The sequence below is a fragment of the Streptomyces eurocidicus genome, assembly GCF_002891295.1.
Taxonomy (GTDB): domain Bacteria; phylum Actinomycetota; class Actinomycetes; order Streptomycetales; family Streptomycetaceae; genus Streptomyces; species Streptomyces eurocidicus.
Map to the genome: position 1 here is coordinate 51,401 of NZ_LGUI01000014.1, position 21,835 is coordinate 73,235.

Below are 21,835 nucleotides of genomic sequence, written 5' to 3' on the forward strand. Positions count from 1 at the left end.
CCGCCACCGGGCCCGTTCCGTTTCAGTCCGCGCGGTTCTCCCCGTCGCGGGGGTCCTCCGGCTCCCGGCCGGGCCCGGCGTCGCCGTCCGGGCCCTTCCCGGCTCCCTTGTCCGGAGCCTTCCCGGTGTCCTTCTCCGCGGCCTTCCCGGGGGTCTTCTCCGCGGCCTTGCCCGCGTCGTTCCCGGCGTCCTTCTCCGCGGCCTTGTCCGTGTCGTTCCCCGCGTCGTTCCCGGCGTCCTTCTCCGCGGCGGGCTCCCGGGCCTCGCCCGGGGCGGCCGCCGCGTCCTCGTCCTTGGCGGCCGGGCGCGACGGGCGGGTCCGGCCGCTGGTCGTGTCGCGGAGGTACGAGGGGTCGCGGCCCTCGGCGAGGCCCGGCTCGGCCGCCAGTCCACCCGGCTGACCGGGGGCCGGGGGCTGACCGTCACGGCGGCGCAGATAGCGCTCGAACTCGCGGGCGATGGCCTCGCCGGACGCCTCCGGGAGGTCGGCGGTGTCGCGCGCCTCCTCCAGGGACTGGACGTACTCGGCGACCTCGCTGTCCTCGGCCGCCAGCTGGTCCACGCCCAGCTGCCAGGCCCGCGCGTCCTCGGGGAGTTCACCCAGCGGGATGCGCAGGTCGATCAGGTCCTCCAGGCGGTTGAGCAGCGCCAGGGTGGCCTTCGGGTTCGGCGGCTGGGAGACGTAGTGCGGGACGGCCGCCCACAGGCTCACCGCGGGGACCCCGGCGTGGGTGCACGCCTCCTGGAGAATGCCGACGATTCCGGTCGGGCCTTCGTAGCGCGACTCCTCCAGATCCATGGTGCGGGCCAGGTCCGGGTCGGAGGTGACGCCGCTGACCGGCACCGGCCGGGTGTGCGGGGTGTCGCCGAGCAGCGAGCCCAGGACGATCACCATCTCCACGCCGAGCTCGTGGGCGAAGCCCAGGATCTCGTTGCAGAACGACCGCCAGCGCATGCTCGGTTCGATGCCGCGCACGAGGACCAGGTCGCGCTGCGGGGCGCCTTCGGCGCCGCCGCCCGTGCGGACCACGGACAGCCGGGTGGTCGGCCAGGTGACCTTGCGGACCCCGCCGTCCAGCCAGACCGTGGGCCGGTTGACCTGGAAGTCGTAGTAGTCCTCGGCGTCGAGTGCGCCGAAGACCTCGCCCTTCCACTCCCGGTCCAGGTGCGCGACGGCGCTGGAGGCGGCGTCCCCGGCGTCGTTCCATCCCTCGAAGGCACAGATCATGACCGGGTCGATCAGCTCGGGAACCCCCTCAAGCTCGATCACCCAGCGCCTCCTTCCGACCGGGGCGGACGTGTCCGGACCACCGGTTGCCGTTCTGTGCAGTGTTGTTCCCGGCAGCGTTCTTTCTGCCGTGCGACCCCAAGACTACGACTTCCGCGCCCCCTGTTCGCAGCCCCTGTACGGGCTCTTCCTCACCCGTTCGTCACCCCCTGGCACCCCAGCCGTCGCGATAGGCCCGCCAGTCGGAGTCGGTGGCCGCGAAGTCGACGTACAGCGCCAGGCCGAACCGCTCCCGGTCGCGGTCCTCCCTGCTCAGACCGAGCCGGGCGCCGCGCACCGCGGCGGCGGCCGTCTCCGCCTGACCGTGGTGGCCCCAGGAGTCCGTGTGGTAGAAGGGCAGGCCCATCAGCAGGTCCGTGTCCCGTGGGGTCACCTGGAGGGCGAGCGCCGTCTGACGGGCCACGTAGCCGCCGTAGAGGCTCTCCACGGGGAGCCCGGTGTCGTAGGACATGACGGCGATCTGGTCCGTCCGGCGGGCCACCTGGCCGAAGTACTCCTGGGTCCACCACTTGGGGCTGCCCGCCACCCGTGCCGCCCGGTGCATGCCCGGCACCGGGTCGATCTGCTGGGCGGCGACGGAGAACACCCCGCCGGCGGACCGGACGGCCGGCCGGAGGCCCTCCAGCAGGGCGAGGAAGGAGGCGTCCCCGGAGCGTACGGGCTCGACGTCGAGGTGGACGCCCTCGAACCCGGCCCGCATCACCTGCCGGGCGCTCGCCACCACGGCGGTGCGCGCGGCTGCCGAGTCCAGCCGCAGGCCGGCGTCGCCCTCGCCCTTACGGACGACCTTGTCGCCCAGCCAGGCGTGGACGCGGACGCCCGGCAGCTCCCGGTGGACCGACTCGATCAGCCAGGACGCGCGCGGGTAGACCTTGGCGGGGAGGGTGCCGTCGTGCTCCAGGGGACCCGTGTGCACATAGAGGTCGCGCAGTCCGGTGCCGGCCATCTTCCGCTTGAGGCCGGCCAGTTCGGCGTCACCCTTACGGCCGTCGACCCAGGCGTGTCCCAGCCAGATCGCGTCCTTGCCACGGGTGACCGCCTCGGCGGCGGGCGCCCCGGCGTAGGCGGCGCGCAGCGCGCTGCCCGCCACCGCGACGGGCAGGACGAGCACCACGGTCAGGGCGAGCGCGAGGCGCTTCACCAGCCGCTTGCTCGGCCGCCGGATGTGCACCTTGCTAAATATTTTGCTCAAATCCGGTCGCTTCATGGAAAGAATCGCCCCTTCTTCTTCCCAAAAATGACGCGACCGCAGGTCGGTCAGTTCCGGCCGCCCCGGGACGGAGCCGGGGCGGACGCACCGAGGGGAGGGACGCGCGGTGCGTCCCTCCCCTGGGGAGCGATCAAGCGATCACCCGGTCACACGGACCGGCTCAAGGCGTCAGCCCTTGTCGCCGAGCATGTCCTTGACGCGCGTACGGACGTCCTCCGTGTCCAGACCGCGGATCGTCAGCGTCGTACGGCGGCGCAGGACGTCGTCCACCGTCTCCGCCCACTCGTGGTCGCGGGCGTAGGCGACCTGGGCCCAGATCTCCGGGCCGTCCGGGTGGATGCGCTCGCCGAGCTCCGGGTTCTCGTTGACCAGGCGCGCGATGTCGAAGGACAGCGAGCCGTAGTGCGTCGCCAGGTGACGGGCGGTCAGCGGGTCCATCCGGCTGCCGGGCTCGCGGTCCACGAGCAGGCGGTGGGCGACCGCGTTCGGGTTGGCGACACCGGGCAGCGGGGTCCGGCGGACCAGGCTGGAGATGGGCTCCATCTCCTCGGTCAGCGGGCTGCCGGGCAGCTTCGCCAGCTTGGCCATGACCGTACGGCCGATGTGGCGGTACGTGGTCCACTTGCCGCCGGCGACGGACAGCATGCCGCCCTTGCCCTCGGAGACCACGGTCTCGCGCTTGGCCTGGGCCACGTCGCCGGGGCCGCCCGGCAGCACGCGCAGACCGGCGAAGGCGTACGTCATCAGGGAGCGGTCGAGGTCGGCGTCCTGGATGGAGAACGCGGCCTCGTCGAGGATCTGCTGGATGTCCTCCTCCGTGGCGCGCACGTCCGCCGGGTCACCCTCGTACTGGGTGTCGGTGGTGCCGAGGAGGAGCTGGTCCTCCCACGGGAGGGCGAAAGTGATGCGGTACTTGTCGATCGGGGTGGCCATGGCGGCCTTCCACGGCGACTTGCGCTTCATCACGATGTGCGCGCCCTTGGACAGGCGGATGCTCGGGTTGGCGCCCTTGTCTTCCAGCTTGCGCAGGTGGTCCACCCACGGGCCGGTGGCGTTGAGGACGACCCGAGCGTCGATGCCGAACTCGGCACCGTCCACCCTGTCCTTGAGCTCCGCGCCGGTGACCTTGCCGTGCGTAAAGCGCAGCCCGGTGACCTCGGCGTGGTTCAGCACGACCGCGCCGGACTCGACGGCCGCGCGGACCGTCATGACCGCCACGCGCGAGTCGTTCATCTGGTGGTCGTAGTAGACCGCGACGGCCTTGAGGTTGTCCGTGCGCAGACCCGGGTTGTCGGCCTGGGCCTTGGCCGGGGAGATCACCTTGCCGACGCCGTCGCCGAAGGCGGACAGCGCCGAGTAGGCGAACACACCGGCGCCGAGCTTGGCCGCGCCCACCGGGCCGCCCTTGTAGACGGGCAGGTAGAAGGTGAGCGGGTTGACCAGGTGCGGGGCCACGTCCTTGGCCAGCACCCGGCGCTCGTGGTGGTTCTCCGCGACCAGCTTGACCGCGCCGGTCTGCAGGTAGCGCAGACCGCCGTGGACGAGCTTGGAGGACGCGGAGGAGGTGGCGCCGGCGAAGTCACCGGCGTCCACCATCGCGACCCGCAGTCCGGACTGCGCGGCGTGCCAGGCCACGGAGGTGCCCAGGATGCCACCACCGATCACCAGGAGGTCGTATGTCGCGTTCGACAGTCGGTCCCGGGTCTCGGCGCGGCTCGGGTTGAAACCGGCAGCCGGGTGCGTTCCCAGCGTCGGAACGCTCTGCGGGGTTGTCATGATTACTCCTCGTCCTCGATCCAGCCCATGGTCCGCTCGACGGCCTTGAGCCAGCTCTTGTACTCGCGGTCACGCGTGTCCGCGTCCATGCGGGGGGTCCACTCGGCGGCCCGGCGCCAGTTGGCGCGCAGGGCGTCGGTGTCCGGCCAGAAGCCGACGGCGAGACCGGCGGCGTAGGCGGCGCCGAGGCAGGTCGTCTCGGCGACCATCGGGCGCACGACCGGTGCGTCCAGGAAGTCCGAGAGGGTCTGCATCAGCAAGTTGTTGGAGGTCATGCCGCCGTCGACCTTGAGCGCGGTCAGCTCGACGCCGGAGTCCTTCGTCATGGCGTCGGTGATCTCGCGGGTCTGCCAGGCGGTGGCCTCGAGCACGGCGCGCGCGATGTGCGCCTTGGTGACGTAGCGGGTCAGGCCCGCGATGACACCGCGCGCGTCGGAGCGCCAGTAGGGGGCGAACAGGCCGGAGAAGGCCGGCACGAAGTACGCGCCGCCGTTGTCCTCGACGGAGCTGGCGAGCGTCTCGATCTCGGCCGCGCTCTTGATCAGGCCCATCTGGTCGCGCATCCACTGCACGAGGGAGCCGGTGACGGCGATGGAGCCCTCGAGGGCGTAGACCGGGTCCTGGTCGCCGATGCGGTAGCCGACGGTGGTGAGCAGGCCGTTGTAGGAGTTGACGGGCTCACCGCCGGTGTTCATCAGCATGAACGTGCCGGTGCCGTAGGTCGACTTGGCCTCGCCCTCGGAGAAGCAGGTCTGGCCGAAGAGGGCCGCCTGCTGGTCGCCGAGCGCGGAGGCGACGGGCACGCCGGCCAGGGCGCCGCCCCGGGCGGTGCCGTAGACCTCGGCGGAGGAGCGGATCTCCGGCAGGATCGCGGCCGGGATCTCCATCGACTCCAGGATGCGCTCGTCCCAGTCGAGGCTGCGGAGGTTCATCAGCATCGTGCGGGAGGCGTTGGTGACGTCGGTGACGTGCACGCCGCCGTCGACACCACCGGTGAGGTTCCAGATGACCCAGGAGTCCATCGTGCCGAAGAGGATGTCGCCGGCCTCGGCGCGCTCACGCAGGCCCTCGACGTTGTCCAGCAGCCAGCGGACCTTCGGACCGGAGAAGTAGCTGGCCAGCGGCAGACCGGTCTCACGGCGGAAGCGGTCCTGGCCGACGTTGCGGCCGAGCTCCTTGCAGAGCGCGTCGGTGCGGGTGTCCTGCCAGACGATGGCGTTGTGGACCGGCTCACCGGTGTTCTTGTCCCACAGCAGCGTGGTCTCGCGCTGGTTGGTGATACCGATCGCCTTGACGTCGGCGGCGGTGATGCCCGCCTTCTCGACGGCGCCGGCGACGACCTGCTGGACGTTGGTCCAGATCTCGGCGGCGTCGTGCTCGACCCAGCCCGGCTTCGGGAAGATCTGCTCGTGCTCCTTCTGGTCGACGGAGACGATGCGTCCGTCGCGGTCGAAGACGATGCAGCGGGAGGAGGTGGTGCCCTGGTCGATCGCCGCGATGAACGGGCCCTGGCCGTGGGTGCCGGTGGTGGTCATGTGTCGTGTGCTCCTGGGATTCGGAAGGTCTCGGCGGGTGCTCAGAACGCGATCTTGTGAATGCCTGCGGCGAGCGCGGCACCGACGAGCGGGCCGACCACCGGGATCCAGGCGTAGCCCCAGTCTGAACCGCCCTTGTTCGGCAGCGGCAGCAGCGCGTGCACGATACGGGGGCCGAGGTCACGGGCGGGGTTGATCGCGTAACCGGTCGGGCCGCCCAGCGAGAGGCCGATGCCGACGACGACGAAGGCGACCATCAGGGTGCCGGTGCCACTGGTGGCGAGCCCCTTGGTCAGGCCCATGGTGAGGATGAAGAGCACCAGGGCGGCGGTAGCGATGATCTCCGTGACCAGGTTCTGGATCGCGTTGCGGATCTCCGGGCCGGTGGAGAAGATGCCCAGCACCGGACCGGCCTGCGGGGTCGCGGTCTGGTCGACCATGCCCTCGGCGGGGTTCAGCGAGGCGACGAGCTCGGGGTCCGTCAGGTGGGCCTTGAACTGGCCGTAGTAGGCGAGCCACACCAGCGAGGCGCCGATCATCGCGCCGAGCAGCTGGGAGCCGATGTAGAGCGGCACGTCGCTCCACTTGACGGCGCCGTCGATCGCGAGGCCGAGGGTGACGGCCGGGTTCAGGTGCGCACCCGACTTGGAGCCGATGTACGCACCGGTCAGGACGGCGAAGCCCCAACCGAACGTAATGGCCAGCCAGCCTGCGTTCTGTGCCTTCGAACGCTTCAGGGTGACGGCGGCGCACACGCCACCGCCGAGCAGAATCAACACTGCGGTACCGATGAGCTCACCGGTGAAGATGTCGGAGCTGGACACCCGCGACTCCTTTGTCCTTCGTCCAGGGGAAGGCGAACCCCGGGTCCCTCCGGTGGTCCGCGCCCTCCAAGAGGGCTTTGATCGGCCCGCGGCAGAGTCCACCATAGCGAATATTGTCGTTAGGTGTTCGACAATGCCGACCGATGAACGGCAGTTTTCTGCAACGTCAAGGGCGCGTCAAGGGTCCCGAGACCGAAAAGTCCCGGCCACGGGGCCGAAAGTAGGCGATCGATACCCGGCAGTAACCGAACCGCGACCTGGGATCTTGCCGAAGGTGTGACGGAGGGGACACGGCGGGGTTGTCGCTGCGCGGGCTTTTCCCCAGCCCCGCCCCTTCCCGAAACCTGGGGCTCCGCCCCCGGGCCCCCTTTTCTGCGCTCCGCGCGGTGTCCTCAAGCGCCGGACGGGCTGATTTCAGCCCGTCCGGCGCTTGAGGACATTCGGGAAGGGGCGGGTAGGGGAAAAGCCCGCGCGGCGACAACCCGTCGGAACCGCCACCCGCGCAGCGGGAACCCGTGGGGCCACCGGGCCCGAAGATCAGAAGCGGCCGGCGCCGAGGTCCCGGGAGACGGCGCGCGCACAGTCCCGTACGGCCGCGACCAGCTGCGCCCGCAGCTCGCCGTTCTCGCAGACGCGCTCCACGGCGCCGGTGATGCCGACCGCGCCCACCGGCATCCGCCGCCGGTCGTGGATGGGAGAGGCCACGGAGGCCACGCCCTCCCAGGTCTCCTCGACGTCGGACGCCCAGCCCCGGGCCCGGGTGAGGTCCAGGACCCCCTCGAAGTCGGCCAGGCCGGTCACGGTGTGCGGGGTGAACGCCTCGCGCTCGGCCTCGGCGGCCTCGCTGTGCGCCACCGGGTCGTAGGCGGAGAGGACCTTGCCCAGGGCGGTGCTGTGCAGCGGCTGCATGGCGCCGACCTCCAGCACCTGGCGGCTGTCGTCCGGCCGGAAGACATGGTGGATGATCAGCACGCCCTGCTGGTGGAGCACGCCCAGATAGACGCTCTCGCCGCTCGACCGGGCGAGGTCGTCCGCCCAGACCAGCGCGCGGGCGCGGAGCTCGTGCACGTCCAGGTAGCTGTTGCCCAGCCGCAGCAGTTCGGCACCGAGCTGGTAGCGCCCGGAGGCGGGGTCCTGCTCGACGAAGCCCTCCTGCTGGAGGGTCCGGAGGATGCCGTGTGCGGTGCCCTTCGCCAGCCCCAGTGCGGAGGCCACGTCGGACAGACCCAGCCGTCGCTCTCCCCCTGCGAGCAGCCGTAGCATCGCCGCCGCTCGTTCGAGCGACTGGATGGTCCGTGCCATCGTGCAACCTCCTCCAATGCCGTTCGGCAATGCTGAACACTATCGGCCGATGCCGACCGAGAGGTAGCTGACCGCGGGCCTTTTCATGATCGCCGAATCATCGCCGGGGCGAATACTTGCCCAGGTCACGCCGCTGCCGGGGGCCTCGCGACCCTCGAACGGGCCCTGTGCCGAAGGAAGGTGGGTCCCCCGGACGGACGCGGGCCGGGAGTGGGCGCGGGAAGCCGGCGGGGCCGGCGGGACGGCGGAGCGAAAGAGGCACCGCCCATGGGCCGGGCTCCTCCGGACGGGGCCCCAGACAAGCCGCCGCCAAGCAGACACGCCAACCCGACGCCAAGCCGCCGCCGGAGGCCGGGCCGCGGCTCCCGGACCAGGGCCCGGACCGCCGCCCGCGCCCCGTACCTGACGGAGTGCCGGACGACCTGACCGAGTATGCGGCCGAGTCCTGGTCGGCCCGTATCAAGCGGTGGGACACCCGTCCATTTCCCGGGGCCGCCAGCTACGCTTGCGGCGTGCGTCCTCCACCAGAGGGCGCAAAGCCGACAGCCGTCGCAACCCCGGGAGCACTTCCATGGCCTCGTTCACGCCATCGACCGCCAGCACCGCCCGAGCCTCCGAACTGCGGGAGGCGCTCGCCTCCCGGGTCGTCGTGGCCGACGGGGCCATGGGCACGATGCTCCAGGCGCAGGACCCCAGCATGGAGGACTTCCAGCAGCTGGAGGGCTGCAACGAGATCCTGAACGTCACCCGCCCCGACATCGTGCGCTCGGTCCACGAGGAGTACTTCGCGGTCGGTGTGGACTGCGTGGAGACCAACACCTTCGGCGCGAACCTCGCCGCACTGGGCGAGTACGACGTCGCCGACCGGATCTTCGAGCTGTCCGAGGCGGGCGCGCGGATCGCCCGCGAGGTGGCGGACGAGTTCGCCGCGGGCGACGGCCGGACCCGCTGGGTCCTCGGCTCGGTCGGCCCGGGCACCAAGCTGCCGACGCTGGGCCACACCTCGTACGACCTGCTGCGCGACGCCTATCAGCGGAACGTCGAGGGGCTGGTCGCCGGCGGCGCGGACGCGGTCCTGGTGGAGACCACCCAGGACCTCCTGCAGACCAAGGCGTCCGTGATCGGCGCCCGGCGGGCGCTCGCGGCGGCCGGCATCGACCTGCCGCTGCTGGTGCAGGTCACCGTCGAGACCACCGGCACCATGCTCCTCGGCTCGGAGATCGGTGCCGCGCTCACCGCGCTGGAGCCGCTCGGCATCGACATGATCGGCCTCAACTGCGCGACCGGCCCGGCCGAGATGAGCGAGCACCTGCGCTACCTCTCCCGGCACGCCCGGACGCGCGTGTCCGCGATGCCCAACGCCGGCCTGCCGGTGCTCGGCAAGAACGGCGCCCACTACCCGCTCTCCCCGGGCGAGCTGGCGGACGCCCATGAGACGTTCGTCCGGGAGTACGGGCTGTCGCTGGTCGGCGGCTGCTGCGGCACCACGCCCGAGCACCTGCGCCAGGTCGTCGAGCGGGTCCGCGGGATGCGCCCGACGGAGCGCAGCCCGCGCCCCGAGCCCGGCGCCGCCTCGCTCTACCAGACCGTGCCGTTCCGGCAGGACACCTCGTACCTGGCGATCGGCGAGCGCACCAACGCCAACGGCTCGAAGAAGTTCCGCGAGGCCATGCTGGAGGCCCGCTGGGACGACTGCGTGGAGATGGCCCGCGACCAGATCCGCGAGGGCGCGCACATGCTCGACCTCTGCGTGGACTACGTCGGCCGGGACGGCGTCGCGGACATGGCGGAGCTCGCGGGCCGGTTCGCCACGGCCTCGACGCTGCCGATCGTGCTGGACTCCACCGAGCTGGCGGTGATCCGGGCCGGGCTGGAGAAGCTGGGCGGCCGGGCCGTGATCAACTCCGTGAACTACGAGGACGGGGACGGCCCCGAGTCGCGCTTCGCGAAGGTGACGGCGCTGGCCGCCGAGCACGGCGCGGCGCTGATCGCGCTGACCATCGACGAGGAGGGGCAGGCCCGTACCCCCGAGCACAAGGTGGCCATCGCCGAGCGGCTCATCGCCGACCTGACCGGCGACTGGGGCATCCGTGAGTGCGACATCCTCATCGACACCCTGACCTTCACGATCTGCACCGGCCAGGAGGAGTCCCGCAAGGACGGCATCGCCACCATCGAGGCGATCCGCGAGCTCAAGCGCCGCCACCCGGAGGTGCAGACCACCCTGGGCCTGTCCAACATCTCCTTCGGCCTCAACCCGGCCGCGCGTGTCGTCCTCAACTCCGTCTTCCTGGACGAGTGCGTCAAGGCCGGGCTGGACTCGGCGATCGTGCACGCGAGCAAGATCCTGCCGATCGCCCGGCTGGAGGAGGAGCAGGTCAAGGTCGCCCTCGACCTCATCTACGACCGGCGTGCCGAGGGCTACGACCCGCTCCAGCGGCTCATGGAGCTCTTCGAGGGCGTCAACATGAAGTCGATGAAGGCGGGGAAGGCCGAGGAGCTCCTGGCCCTGCCGCTGGACGAGCGGCTCCAGCGCCGCATCATCGACGGCGAGAAGAACGGCCTGGAGACCGACCTCGACGAGGCGCTCCGGGACCGGCCCGCGCTGGACATCGTCAACGACACGCTGCTGGAGGGCATGAAGGTCGTCGGCGAGCTGTTCGGCTCGGGCCAGATGCAGCTGCCGTTCGTGCTCCAGTCGGCCGAGGTGATGAAGACGGCGGTCGCTTATCTGGAGCCGCACATGGAGAAGAGCGACTCGGAGGGCAAGGGCACGATCGTGCTCGCCACGGTCCGGGGCGACGTCCACGACATCGGCAAGAACCTCGTCGACATCATCCTCTCCAACAACGGCTACAACGTCGTCAACCTCGGTATCAAGCAGCCGGTCTCGGCGATCGTGGAGGCGGCGGAGGAGCACCGCGCCGATGTGATCGGCATGTCGGGGCTGCTGGTGAAGTCCACCGTGATCATGAAGGAGAACCTGGAGGAGCTCAACCAGCGCAAGCTGGCGGCCGACTACCCGGTGATCCTCGGCGGTGCGGCGCTGACCAGGGCGTACGTCGAGCAGGACCTGCACGAGATCTACGAGGGCGAGGTCCGCTACGCCCGTGACGCGTTCGAGGGCCTGCGCCTGATGGACGCGCTGATCGCCGTCAAGCGGGGGGTGCCGGGCGCGACCCTGCCGGAGCTCAAGCAGCGGCGGGTCCCCAAGCGGGCCACGGCCCCGGTGGTGGAGGACGAGGAGCCGGAGGGCTCGGTCCGCTCGGACGTCTCGGTCGACAACGCGGTGCCCACCCCGCCGTTCTGGGGCACGCGGGTGGTCAAGGGCATCCAGCTCAAGGAGTACGCCTCCTGGCTGGACGAGGGCGCGCTCTTCAAGGGCCAGTGGGGCCTGAAGCAGGCCCGCGCGGGCGGCCCGACGTACGAGGAGCTGGTCGAGACCGAGGGCCGCCCGCACCTGCGGGGCTGGCTGGAGAAGCTGCACACGGAGAACCTCCTGGAGGCGGCCGTGGTCTACGGCTACTTCCCGTGCGTCTCCAAGGGCGACGACCTGATCCTGCTGCACGAGGACGGCACCGAGCGCACCCGCTTCTCCTTCCCCCGGCAGCGGCGCGGCCGCCGGCTGTGCCTCGCGGACTTCTTCCGCCCGGAGGAGTCCGGCGAGACGGACGTCGTCGGCCTCCAGGTCGTCACGGTCGGCTCCCGGATCGGCGAGGCCACGGCCGAGCTCTTCGCGGCGGACGCCTACCGCGACTACCTGGAGCTGCACGGGCTCTCCGTCCAGCTCGCGGAGGCCCTCGCCGAGTACTGGCACGCCCGCGTCCGCGCCGAGCTCGGCTTCGGCGGCGAGGACCCGTCGGACGTCGAAGACATGTTCGCCCTCAAGTACCGCGGTGCCCGCTTCTCCCTGGGCTACGGCGCCTGCCCGGACCTGGAGGACCGCGCGAAGATCGCGGCGCTGCTGGAGCCGGAGCGGATCGGGGTGCATCTGTCGGAGGAGTTCCAGCTGCATCCGGAGCAGTCGACGGACGCGATCGTGATCCACCATCCGGAGGCGAAGTACTTCAACGCGCGGTGACCTCGCCGGTCGGGGTGGGGGCTCTGTGGGAGGGGTGCCCTGCGGGCCGCCTTTCCCCAGCCCCGCCCCTTCCCGCAGCATCCGATATGCGGCTCCGCCGCGCGGGGGGCTCCGCCCCGGACCCCGGTCCTCAATCGCCGGACGGGCTGAATCGTTGCCCGGAACCGGGCGGAAAGTCGAGCTTGGACAGGGCAAAATCCAGCCCGGCCGGCGCTTGAGGCCACCGCGCGAAGCGCGGAAGGGGGCCCGGGGGCTCGCCCCCGGTTCCAGGAAGGGGCGGGTAGGGGAAAAGCCCCGCGCAAGCGCCGCGGCCGACTCAGGAGCTCAGGTCTCAGCCTGATCCTGCGCGTCGCCGATGCGTGGCGGCGGCCCGGCCACGGCCCCAGCCAACGGCAGCACCCTCCGCAGCCCGGACGGGTTGAAATTCAGCCCGTCCGGGGGCAACCCGCAGCGGTAGCCGGGAGAAATCGAGGACCAGGCTCCGGGGCGGAGCCCCGTCACGGATCCGCACACCGTATGGAGCGGGGAGGGGCGGAGTCGGGGAGAGAACCACCGGACACCCCACGGCTCTTCGTACACGTGCCCGCCGGGCGGCCCACCCTTGACCCGTGTTGGCGGCCAACCTCACCATGACTACTGGACTGGTCCACTAGTTGAGCAGGGGTAACCATGGCGCTACCGAAGTACGACCAGATCGCGGGCGATATCAGGGGTCGGATCGTTCGCGGTGAGATGAGCCCGGGAGACACGCTTCCCTCGGAACGTGAACTGACGGAGCGCTGGTCGGTGGCGCGGGCCACCGTCGTCCGCGCGCTCGACGTCCTCCGCCAGGAGGGGCTCATCGAGACCAGGCAGGGAACGGGTTCGATCGTGCGCGAGCGCGCTCCCCTCGCCCGCACGGCCGGGGAGCGGTACCGGACGGCCGTCAAGACCGGCCAGGTCTACACCGCCGGGGAATACGCGGAGATCGTCAGCGCGGAGACGATGCCCGCGCCCGAGGAGGTGGCCACCGCCCTCGGCATCGACACCGGCGACCCTGTGGCCAGGCGGCACCGCGTTACTTTCGAAGGGGAGACGCCCACAGCCACCTCCTGGTCATGGTTCACGTCCGACGTGGTCACGGCGGCGCCCAGGCTCCTCCAGCGTGAGCGGGTCCGGGAAGGCACCACGCGCTATGTGGAGCGGGAGACCGGCCGTCGGCCCCACACGGGCCGCGACTGGTGGACGGCTCGCCTGGCTACGGACGAGGAGCTTGAGCTGCTGCGGCTCGACGGCCCGGCCGCCGTGTCCGAGGCCCGGCACGTGGCGTACGACGCCGAGGGGCGCGCGTTGACGTACGAGGTCGGCGTCAGCGCGGGCGGCCGCTGGACCAGGACGGACGAGTATTCGATGACTGACTAGAAGTTCGTCAACTCCCTTGAGGGCCCCCGCCGTTGGCGGGGGCTCTTTCATTCCCAGGGCTTGACCTGACTAGTCCACCGGTGGACTATTCCAGTGCGCAGTCCGGCCGTCCAAGCCGGACACCTCCGCAGGGCTCGGCCCTGCGCACAGCCACGGGAGCCAACGATGTTCTCACGTACAGGCCGGTGCACCACCACAGCGGAGCTCAGCCCGAGCAGCCTCCCCGGCACGGGGGTGACCCTGTGACAACGACAACCGAATGGCTGGCCCAGGCCGCCGACGACCCACGCGCCGCGATCGCCCTCTGGAAAGAGAACACCACCGCCCCACTCGTCGCAGGCCGGCAATGGGACCTCGTACGGCTCGACTTCACACTCGCCACCGCCGTCATCTCCCACCTCAAGACGCGCGGCCGGCACATCGGCCCCTATGTCATGGGCGGCGTGGAGCACGCCATGTGGTGGCTGATCCCGCTCGGCGGGGCCCGGCGCGTCCGGCGCTCCCCCGGGGTCGCCCCCTACCGCAAGGGCGCCGAGCTGTTCGTACCGCCGCCCGGGCGGTATCTCGGTGAACGGGTGTGGGTCCTCCCCGACGCCGACGGGGAGCGGCGGCACACGCCGACCTCGGACGGCGCGCTCCGGGAAGCGCTCGGCGCCCTCGTCACCGGGACGGCTCCGCCCCGGTGACGAGGCGGTTCGGCCGGTGGCCGGCCGGGGCCACCGCCTCCTCGGCGGAACGCGGAGCGCGGCACGCGCGACCCGGCGGCGGGACGGCGCGCCGCCGGGCCCGTACCCCGCGGCTACCTCACCCGCGGCACCGCCACGGCGTCGTACTCCATGTCCGGCTTCGGCTCCTCGGTGAAGCGGGAGTTGGGGAGGTAGAGCCGGTCGCGGAAGGCGGCCACGGTGGTCGGGATCCGGAAGCGCGGGTCGGTGATCCTGGCCACGGCGCGGCCGCGCAGGCCGGTGGAGTCCAGGTGGAAGACGTCGACGGCGTTCTGGATCTGCTGGACGACGTACAGCGTGCGACCGAGGAGCAGGGCGCCGTCCCCGTCGGGGAGCTTCTTGCCGCCGAGGTCGACACGGCGGGCGTCCCCGGTGCGCGGGTCCACGCGGAAGAGCGTCCCGCCGTCCGCGAAGACGTTGATGACGAGCAGCGCGCGGCCGTCCGGGGTGCGTTCGATGCCGTTGGTGGTGAAGCCGTTGTCCGGGGCCTCGGTCCACTCGCCCCTCAGGGGCAGGGTGACGATGTCGCGCGGGTGCGGCAGCTCGCCGCGCGGGCCGAACGGCAGCCCGTAGAGCTGGGACCGGGTGGAGTCCGTGAACCAGGCGGCGCCGGGGGTGAGCACCACGTCGTTGACGACCGTGGGCGCCTTGCCCACCTCGTACGTGGCGAGGGTGCGGCCGGCGCGGCCGTCGACCACGCGCAGCTGCCGGGTGGCCCCGCCGGCCAGGAAGAGCCGGCCCCGGCGGTCCGACTTCAGCCCGACGGTGGGGGTGTCACTGCCGGTGGTGACCACCGTGCCGCGCCCCGTGGCCAGGCCGGCCCGGTAGAGCGAGCCGCCGCCGAGGGAGCCGAACCAGGCGTACGGGCCGGGGCCGATCGTGATGCCCTCGGGGCGGAAGCCGTCGGGCAGCGGGAAGCGGTCGGGCCAGGGAGCATGGGCACGGGCCGTTGACGCCAGGGGTCCTGCGACGGCCGAGGCGCCGAGCGCCGCGCCGGCCCCGAGCAGTCTTCGGCGTGCGAGGGAACCTGCCATGGTGTGTGCGTCCTTCCGGGACGTGGAGGTGACCGGGATCACGGAAGCACAGCCCTACCCGTCCCACCCCCGCCACACGCGGATCCGGGCGGACGAAAGGGGGCGCTCTCCGGTGGAGAGCGCCCCCTGAAGGTCGGCGCGCGAGCGCGCGTGGCGGCCGGGTCGCCGGCCGCCCGGTACCGCTAGAGCGCGACGCCGAGCAGCGCGTCCGCGGTGCGGGAGACGAGGCCGGGCGCGCCCTCGTCCGTGCCGCCGTCGGCGGTCTGGGCGGCGGCCCAGCGGTCGATGGCGGCCAGTGCCCGCGGTGCGTCGAGGTCGTCCGCGAGGGCCTCGCGGACCTCCTCGACCAGGGCGTCGGCGGACGGGCCGTCGGGGCGGGAGACGGCGGCGCGCCAGCGGGCGAGGCGCTCGACGGCCTCGCTCAGGACGGCGTCCGTCCACTCCCAGTCGGCGCGGTAGTGGTGCGCCAGCAGGGCCAGCCGGATCGCGGCCGGGTCGACGCCGTCACGGCGCAGCTTGGAGATGAAGACGAGGTTGCCGCGCGACTTGGACATCTTCTCGCCGTCGAGGGCGACCATGCCGGCGTGGACGTACGTCTTGGCGAACGGGTGCTCGCCGGTGAGCGCCTGGGCGTGCGAGGCGCCCATCTCGTGGTGCGGGAAGACGAGGTCGCTGCCGCCACCCTGGACGTCGAAGCCCATGCCGAGGTGGTCGAGGGCGATGGCGACGCACTCGATGTGCCAGCCGGGGCGGCCGGGGCCGAGCGAGGCGCCGTCCCAGCTGGGCTCGCCCGGGCGGGCGGCCATCCACAGCATGGGGTCGAGGGGGTTCTTCTTGCCGGGGCGCTCGGGGTCGCCGCCGCGCTCGGCGGAGAGCAGCCGCATCGCCTCGGCGTCGAGGCCGGAGACGGTGCCGAAGGCGGGGTCGGCGGCGACGGAGAAGTAGATGTCGCCTTCGAGCTCGTAGGCGGCCCCGGCGGAGAGCAGGCGCTCCACCAGGGGGACGATCTTCGGTATCGACTCCACGGCGCCCACGTAGTGCCGGGGCGGGAGCATCCGCAGGGCGGTCATGTCCTCGCGGAAGAGCGTGGTCTCGCGCTCCGCGAGCGCGGTCCAGTCCTCGCCGTCGCGGACGGCCCGCTCCAGCAGCGGGTCGTCGATGTCCGTGACGTTCTGGACGTAGTGAACCTGCCGCTTGGTGTCGAGCCACACGCGCTGCACGAGGTCGAACGCGTTGTAGGTCGCCGCGTGCCCCATGTGGGTGGCGTCGTACGGCGTGATGCCGCAGACATAGATACGGGCGACGGGACCGGGGACGAGGGTCACCCGTCCACCGGTCGCGGTGTCGTGGATCCGGAGGTCGCGGCCACTGCCAGGCAGGGCGGGTACCTCAGAAGCGGGCCAGGCATGCATGTTCAGAAGCGTAACCGGACGGGTGTTCCGGATACGAACCGGACTCGGGTGTTGGCCGAACAGGCCCTCTTGCGCCGGCTCCGCCCGATGTGCATCGGCCCGCTTCCGGTGCGGGCCGAAGTGGATCAGACCGGTGGCCAGGGAATAGCCGGCCACTGACCGCTGGGCTCACGGTGCCGTCCGGTCCGCAGCAGGTCCGCGACACGCGCGCGGAGCGCCTGGATTTCGGCCGGTGTGATGAGCTCTGTCAGCCGGGCGGTGAGGGGGCGGTCTTCAGCCAGGTCGTCTGAAAGTCGCCGCAGGGCGTCGAGGGCCTCCTCCGTCAGCGGCTCGCCCGCCCAGCCCCACAGCAGGGTGCGCAGCTTGTCGTCCGCGTTGAACGTCACACCGTGGTCGATGGCATAGATCCGGCCGTCGGCGGCGGGCAGCAGGTGGCCGCCCTTGCGGTCACCGTTATTGATCACGGCGTCGAGCACGGCGAGGCGCCGCAGCCGGACGTCGTCGGCGTGGACGAGCAGCGCCGTGCGCTCCTCCCCCGGGCCGCCCACCTCGGCGAAGCCCACGGCCTTCCAGCCCTCGCCGGGCTGGTCCCCGTCGACCAGGGCGAGCAGGGGGCCGTGGGCGACGCCCTCGGCCCCGGCGGGGGCGTCGGCACGGGAGGCGCCCGGGGGCGCCGAGGGCTTTTCGGGCTGGTCGAGCCCCTGAGTGCCCTGGGGTGCCTCGGAGGTCTCCGTCTCCCCGGACGCGCCCGCCGCGCCCTCAGGTGCCTCGGACGCCTCGATCCACAGCTGGCACATGCCCTCCCCGTACGGCCCGTCCCGCAGCACCGTGGGCGGGACCAGGCCCCAGCCCATGGCCTCGGACAGTTCGTAGGCCGCGACCTCGCGCTGGGCGAGCGTCCCGTCGGGGAAGTCCCACAGGGGCCGCTCGCCGGCCACCGGCTTGTAGACGCACGCGGCGCTCACGCCGTCGTACTCGACCGTGCAGTACAGCACCGCGTTGGACGCCCCGCGGATCCGGCCGCGCACCGTCAGCTCGCCCTTGGCGAGCAGTTCCTGCGGGCTCACGCTCCGCGGCGGTATCCGTTCTGGCGCGGGCATACGTGTCCCTCCGGGTCGAGCGGCAGGCTGCACAGGGGGCAGGGCGGGCGGCCGGCGCCGACGACCTCCAGGGCACGCTTGGCGAAGGCCCGTGCCATGGTGCCGGTGAGCCGGACGCGCAGCATCGGCGGACCGTTCTTCTCGTCCTGGAGCAGCCGTTCCTCGGCCTCGACCAGGTCCTCGTCGGTGTCCGCCGCCAGCTCGACGAGGGCCTGCGCCTCCACGATCATGCGCTGCCCGTCACCGTCCCAGGCCAGGGCCATGGTGCCGACGCGGAACTCCTCCTCGACGGGGGTCTCCAGGGGCCCGGTGTCGGCGAGCTCGGCGGGGGCCACGGCGGGCACCGCCGCATTGCCGCCGGTGCGCCGGACGACCTCGTCCAGCAGCTCGTCGATCCGCTCGGCGAGCGCTTCGACCTGGGCCTTCTCCAGGGCGACGCTGGTCGTACGACCGCCCGCGGTGGCCTGGAGGAAGAAGGTGCGGCGACCCGGCAGCCCGACCGTACCGGCGACGAAACGGTCCGGCGGGTCATAGAGGAACACCTGACGGGACAACGTCCTGCTCCATTTGGTTCGGTGGTGGAGTGGCGAGGAAGTGACTGTTCCGGATGCTGATCACACGTGGGAAGGCGGACGGAGCCGCGTCACCACCCTACTGCGCGGGACGATCACGGTGCTCCCGCCCCGCCTCCCACGACGCCGTCCGCCTCGGACGCCCCGGAACCCCTCGCCGAGGCCGACGGCTCCATGTGCGGGGCGAGGCCGTCCAGCTCGCCGGTGTCGCCGAGGCGCACCAGGAAGGGCCGCAGCCGGGTGTAGCGGATGGCGGTGACCGAACAGGGGTCGACGGCGATCCGCTGGAAGAGGTCGAGGTGCAGGCCGAGGGCGTCGGCGACCAGCGACTTCACTATGTCGCCGTGCGAGCACACGAGGTAGACGGCGTCGGGGCCGTGCTCCTCCTCGATCCGGGCGTTCCAGTCGCGCACGGCCTCCACCGCGCGCGCCTGCATGGCGCGTACGGACTCGCCGCCGGGGAAGGCGGCGGCGCTGGGGTGCCGTTGGACGACCTCCCACAGCGGCTCGTCGACCAGCTCGGCGATCTTGCGTCCGGACCAGTCGCCGTAGTGGCACTCCCCGACGCGCTCGTCCGTGTGCAGGGGCAGGTCCGGGCGGGCGGCGAGGAGCGGCGCCAGGGTCTCCCGGCAGCGCTGGAGGGGGCTGGTGACGGCGGCGGCCAGGGGGAGCCCGGCCAGCCGGCCCGGCAGGGCGGCCGCCTGGGCGGCGCCGCGCTCGTCCAGGGCGACCCCGGGGGTCCAGCCGGCGAGCACGCCCCCGGTGTTGGCGGTGGACCGGCCGTGCCGGACCAGGATCAGCGTGGGCATGCCCGCAGCCTACGTCGGGGCGGTTCCGCCCGTCCCGGCCGGTGCCGGACCGGGTCCGCGCGAGGCGGGTCATTCCCGTCCGGGGCCCGCCGCGCGGTGTACTCGGGGCCGATCGGCGGCAGAATGCCCTGCGTGATCGTGGACTGCGCTATCTACCGGGACGGACGCCGCACCGAGGGCCCCGCCGACTTCTCCGACGCGCTGGACGAGGCGCGGGCCGACGGCCACTCGTTCCTGTGGATCGGGCTGCACGAGCCCACGGAGAAGGAATTCGAGCTGGTCACCAGCGAGTTCGGGCTGCACCCACTGGCCGTGGAGGACGCGCTGAAGGCCCACCAGCGGCCCAAGTTGGAGGTGTACGAGGACTCGCTGTTCGTCGTCCTGAAGCCGGTCGTCTACGACGACGACGCGGACAAGGTCACCACCGGTGAGCTGATGCTCTTCCTCGGCGACTCCTTCGTGGTGACCGTCCGGCACGGCGAGGGCGCGCCGCTCGCCGAGGTGCGCCGGCGGCTGGAGGAGGACCGGGAGGTCCTGCGGCACGGGCCGTCGGCGGTGCTGTACGCGGTGAGCGACGCGGTCGTGGACCAGTACATCGAGGTGGCCGGCGAACTCCAGGTGGACCTGGAGGAGCTGGAGGCGGAGGTGTTCGCGCCGATGGGCGGAGACACCCGGAACACGGCCTCCCGTATCTACTCCTTCAAGCGGCAGGTGATGGAGTTCCGGCGGGCCTCGGCGCCGCTGACCGACCCGATGGCGCGGCTGTCGGGCTCGGGCGTGCCGTTCGTGCCGGAGCCCATGCGGCCGTTCTTCCGGGATGTGGGCGACCACCTGACGCGGGCGAACGAGTACGTGGACGGGCTGGACCGGCTGCTGACGGACATACTCTCGGCCCACCTGGCGCAGATGGGCGTCCAGCAGAACGACGACATGCGCAAGATCTCCGCGTGGGCGGCGATGGCGGCGGTGCCGACGATGATCGCCGGTATCTACGGGATGAACTTCGAGCGCATGCCGGAGCTGCGCCAGCCGTGGGGCTATCCGGCGGTCGTACTGGTCATGGCGGGGCTGGTGTTCTGGCTGCACCGGTATTTCAAGGGGCGCGGCTGGCTGTGAGACGGGGTGGGGCGGCGCCTGCGGCGGGCTTTGTCCCCGCCCCGCCCCTTCCCGAACGGGGCTCCGCCCCGGACCCCGGTCCTCAGACTCCCCCAGCTACCGCTGGGGGTGCCCCCAGGAGGTGCCCCCGGACGGGCTGAATTTTCCGCCCGTCCGGGCAACGAATCAGCCCGTCCGGCGATTGAGGACATTCGGGAAGGGGCGGGTAGGGGAAAAAGTGCCCCGGGGGGTCGGCAACAGGACGTAACGGCCGCTGGGCCGAACGGGTGGGACCGGGGTGCGGCTCTTCCGGGGAATCCGTGCGGGATTCCGGGGCGTCGGCGCGTAACTCCGCGCCCGTACAGGCGTTGTGCTCTGTACCGGCCGTGGCGGGGAAGACACCCCGAGCCCCCACCACGGCCGTAGGTCCGCCGCCCGCTACGCCAGGCCGGCGCGCTCCATCGCCTCGACGCCGGCCCGCAGGGCGGCGATCCGCTCGTCGAGGGTGAAGCCGGCGGGCAGCAGCGACAGCGTGGTGACGCCCGCGTCGGCGTACGCCTGCATCCGGTCGGCGATGCGCTCCACGGGGCCGAGCAGCGTGGTGGAGTCGATCAGCTCGCGCGGTACGGCCGCGGCGGCGCCCGCCTTGTCACCGGCCAGGTACTTCTCCTGGATCTCGGCGGCGGCCTTCTCGTAGCCCATGCGCTGGGCGAGCTTGTTGTAGAAGTTCTGCTTGGCGCTGCCCATGCCGCCGACGTAAAGGGCGGTGTGCGGGCGGAAGATGTCGGCGAGCGCGTTGACGTCGTCGCCGACGGCGATGGAGACGCTCGGGACCAGGTCGAAGCCTTCGAGGTCCTTGCCGGCCTTCTCGCGGCCCGCGCGGATCGCGCCGAGCGTGGTCTCCTCGGCGTGCTCCGGGGCGAAGAAGACGACGAGGGCGCCGTCGGCGATCTCGCCGGTCTGCTCCAGGTTCTTCGGGCCGATGGCGGCGATGTAGAGCGGGATGCGCTCGCGCACGGGGTGGACGGTCAGCTTGATGGGCTTGCCCGGGCCACCGGGGAGCGGCAGGGACCAGTGGTCACCGTCGTGGGTGACGCGCTCGCGGGACATCGCCTTGCGGACGATGTCCACGTACTCGCGGGTGCGGGCGAGCGGCTTGTCGAACTTCACGCCGTACCAGCCCTCGGAGACCTGCGGGCCCGAGACGCCGAGGCCGAGCCGGAAGCGGCCGCCGGAGAGCGAGTCGAGGGTGGCCGCGGTCATCGCCGTCATCGTGGGCGTACGGGCGGGGATCTGGAAGATGGCCGAGCCGATGTCGATCCGCTCGGTCTGCGCCGCGACCCAGGCCAGCACGGTGGGGGCGTCCGAGCCGTACGCCTCGGCGGCCCAGCAGACCGAGTAGCCCAGCCGGTCGGCCTCGCGGGCGACCGCGAGGTTGTCGGCGTCCATCCCGGCACCCCAGTAGCCGAGGTTGATTCCGAGCCTCATTCGCCCCATGCGGACTCCCCTTACCGATCAGTAACGTCGTTGTTCCGGGGACTGTAGCGCGCCGACCCGGAGTACGTCATCGGTGTGCGGGGGCCTCGGCGTCCGCCGCCCGGTCCGCACCCGGTCGCCGCCGGGCCGCCGGCCGGCCCGCCGGGTGATCGTCGGCGTTGTCCACAGGGCGCC

Annotated in this window: 16 protein-coding genes; 4 read left to right on the top strand and 12 right to left on the bottom strand. The window is 71.9% G+C overall.

The window, feature by feature from the left end:
* Positions 1-22: 22 nt before the first annotated feature.
* From AF335_RS32315 to AF335_RS32340, 6 genes are all read right to left on the bottom strand, one after another.
* Positions 23-1,270, bottom strand: coding sequence for a PAC2 family protein (locus tag AF335_RS32315; RefSeq protein ID WP_102921986.1), 1,248 nt, complete (start codon positions 1,268-1,270; stop codon positions 23-25).
* 160 nt (positions 1,271-1,430) lie between these two features.
* Entirely contained in the window at positions 1,431-2,480 is a 1,050-nt protein-coding gene (locus AF335_RS32320; RefSeq protein WP_425329133.1) for a glycoside hydrolase family 18 protein, read from the bottom strand.
* A gap of 186 nt (positions 2,481-2,666) precedes the next feature.
* Complete coding sequence (locus AF335_RS32325; RefSeq protein WP_102921988.1) at positions 2,667-4,274, bottom strand: glycerol-3-phosphate dehydrogenase/oxidase; 1,608 nt, start codon at positions 4,272-4,274, stop codon at positions 2,667-2,669.
* A 2-nt stretch (positions 4,275-4,276) separates the two neighbouring features.
* Positions 4,277-5,809, bottom strand: a complete 1,533-nt coding sequence (glpK, locus tag AF335_RS32330; RefSeq protein WP_102921989.1) for a glycerol kinase GlpK — start codon at positions 5,807-5,809, stop codon at positions 4,277-4,279.
* A 41-nt stretch (positions 5,810-5,850) separates the two neighbouring features.
* Complete coding sequence (locus AF335_RS32335) at positions 5,851-6,633, bottom strand: MIP/aquaporin family protein (RefSeq protein ID WP_102921990.1); 783 nt, start codon at positions 6,631-6,633, stop codon at positions 5,851-5,853.
* Between the two features lie 537 nt (positions 6,634-7,170).
* Complete coding sequence (locus AF335_RS32340; RefSeq protein ID WP_102921991.1) at positions 7,171-7,935, bottom strand: IclR family transcriptional regulator; 765 nt, start codon at positions 7,933-7,935, stop codon at positions 7,171-7,173.
* A gap of 571 nt (positions 7,936-8,506) precedes the next feature.
* On the opposite strand from AF335_RS32340, the gene metH reads away from it, so the two are divergent.
* From metH to AF335_RS32355, 3 genes are all read left to right on the top strand, one after another.
* Entirely contained in the window at positions 8,507-12,016 is a 3,510-nt protein-coding gene (metH, locus tag AF335_RS32345; protein ID WP_102921992.1) for a methionine synthase, read from the top strand.
* A gap of 669 nt (positions 12,017-12,685) precedes the next feature.
* Positions 12,686-13,417, top strand: coding sequence for a GntR family transcriptional regulator (locus tag AF335_RS32350; protein ID WP_102921993.1), 732 nt, complete (start codon positions 12,686-12,688; stop codon positions 13,415-13,417).
* Between the two features lie 242 nt (positions 13,418-13,659).
* Positions 13,660-14,103: a hypothetical protein gene (locus AF335_RS32355; RefSeq protein ID WP_102921994.1), complete on the top strand. Its 444-nt coding sequence runs from the start codon at positions 13,660-13,662 to the stop codon at positions 14,101-14,103.
* A 113-nt stretch (positions 14,104-14,216) separates the two neighbouring features.
* Here AF335_RS32355 and AF335_RS32360 read toward each other — a convergent pair whose 3' ends face one another.
* The 5 genes from AF335_RS32360 to AF335_RS32380 form a co-directional block, all read right to left on the bottom strand.
* Positions 14,217-15,176, bottom strand: coding sequence for an SMP-30/gluconolactonase/LRE family protein (locus AF335_RS32360; protein WP_102921995.1), 960 nt, complete (start codon positions 15,174-15,176; stop codon positions 14,217-14,219).
* A 182-nt stretch (positions 15,177-15,358) separates the two neighbouring features.
* Entirely contained in the window at positions 15,359-16,588 is a 1,230-nt protein-coding gene (mshC, locus tag AF335_RS32365) for a cysteine--1-D-myo-inosityl 2-amino-2-deoxy-alpha-D-glucopyranoside ligase (RefSeq protein WP_102921996.1), read from the bottom strand.
* 125 nt (positions 16,589-16,713) lie between these two features.
* A complete protein-coding gene (locus tag AF335_RS32370) occupies positions 16,714-17,688 on the bottom strand; it encodes an SCO1664 family protein (protein WP_184743604.1) in 975 nt (324 codons plus the stop codon).
* The gene (locus AF335_RS32375; protein ID WP_102921997.1) at positions 17,652-18,242 is read right to left on the bottom strand and encodes a DUF3090 domain-containing protein; all 591 of its coding nucleotides are present in this window, start codon (positions 18,240-18,242) and stop codon (positions 17,652-17,654) included. The genes AF335_RS32370 and AF335_RS32375 overlap by 37 nt, the downstream gene beginning before the upstream one ends.
* Positions 18,243-18,355: 113 nt before the next feature.
* Positions 18,356-19,069, bottom strand: coding sequence for a histidine phosphatase family protein (locus AF335_RS32380; protein ID WP_102921998.1), 714 nt, complete (start codon positions 19,067-19,069; stop codon positions 18,356-18,358).
* Positions 19,070-19,192: 123 nt separating this feature from the next.
* On the opposite strand from AF335_RS32380, the gene AF335_RS32385 reads away from it, so the two are divergent.
* Positions 19,193-20,185: a magnesium and cobalt transport protein CorA gene (locus AF335_RS32385; protein ID WP_102921999.1), complete on the top strand. Its 993-nt coding sequence runs from the start codon at positions 19,193-19,195 to the stop codon at positions 20,183-20,185.
* Between the two features lie 417 nt (positions 20,186-20,602).
* Here AF335_RS32385 and AF335_RS32390 read toward each other — a convergent pair whose 3' ends face one another.
* The gene (locus tag AF335_RS32390; RefSeq protein WP_102922000.1) at positions 20,603-21,652 is read right to left on the bottom strand and encodes an LLM class F420-dependent oxidoreductase; all 1,050 of its coding nucleotides are present in this window, start codon (positions 21,650-21,652) and stop codon (positions 20,603-20,605) included.
* Between the last annotated feature and the right edge of the window lie 183 nt (positions 21,653-21,835).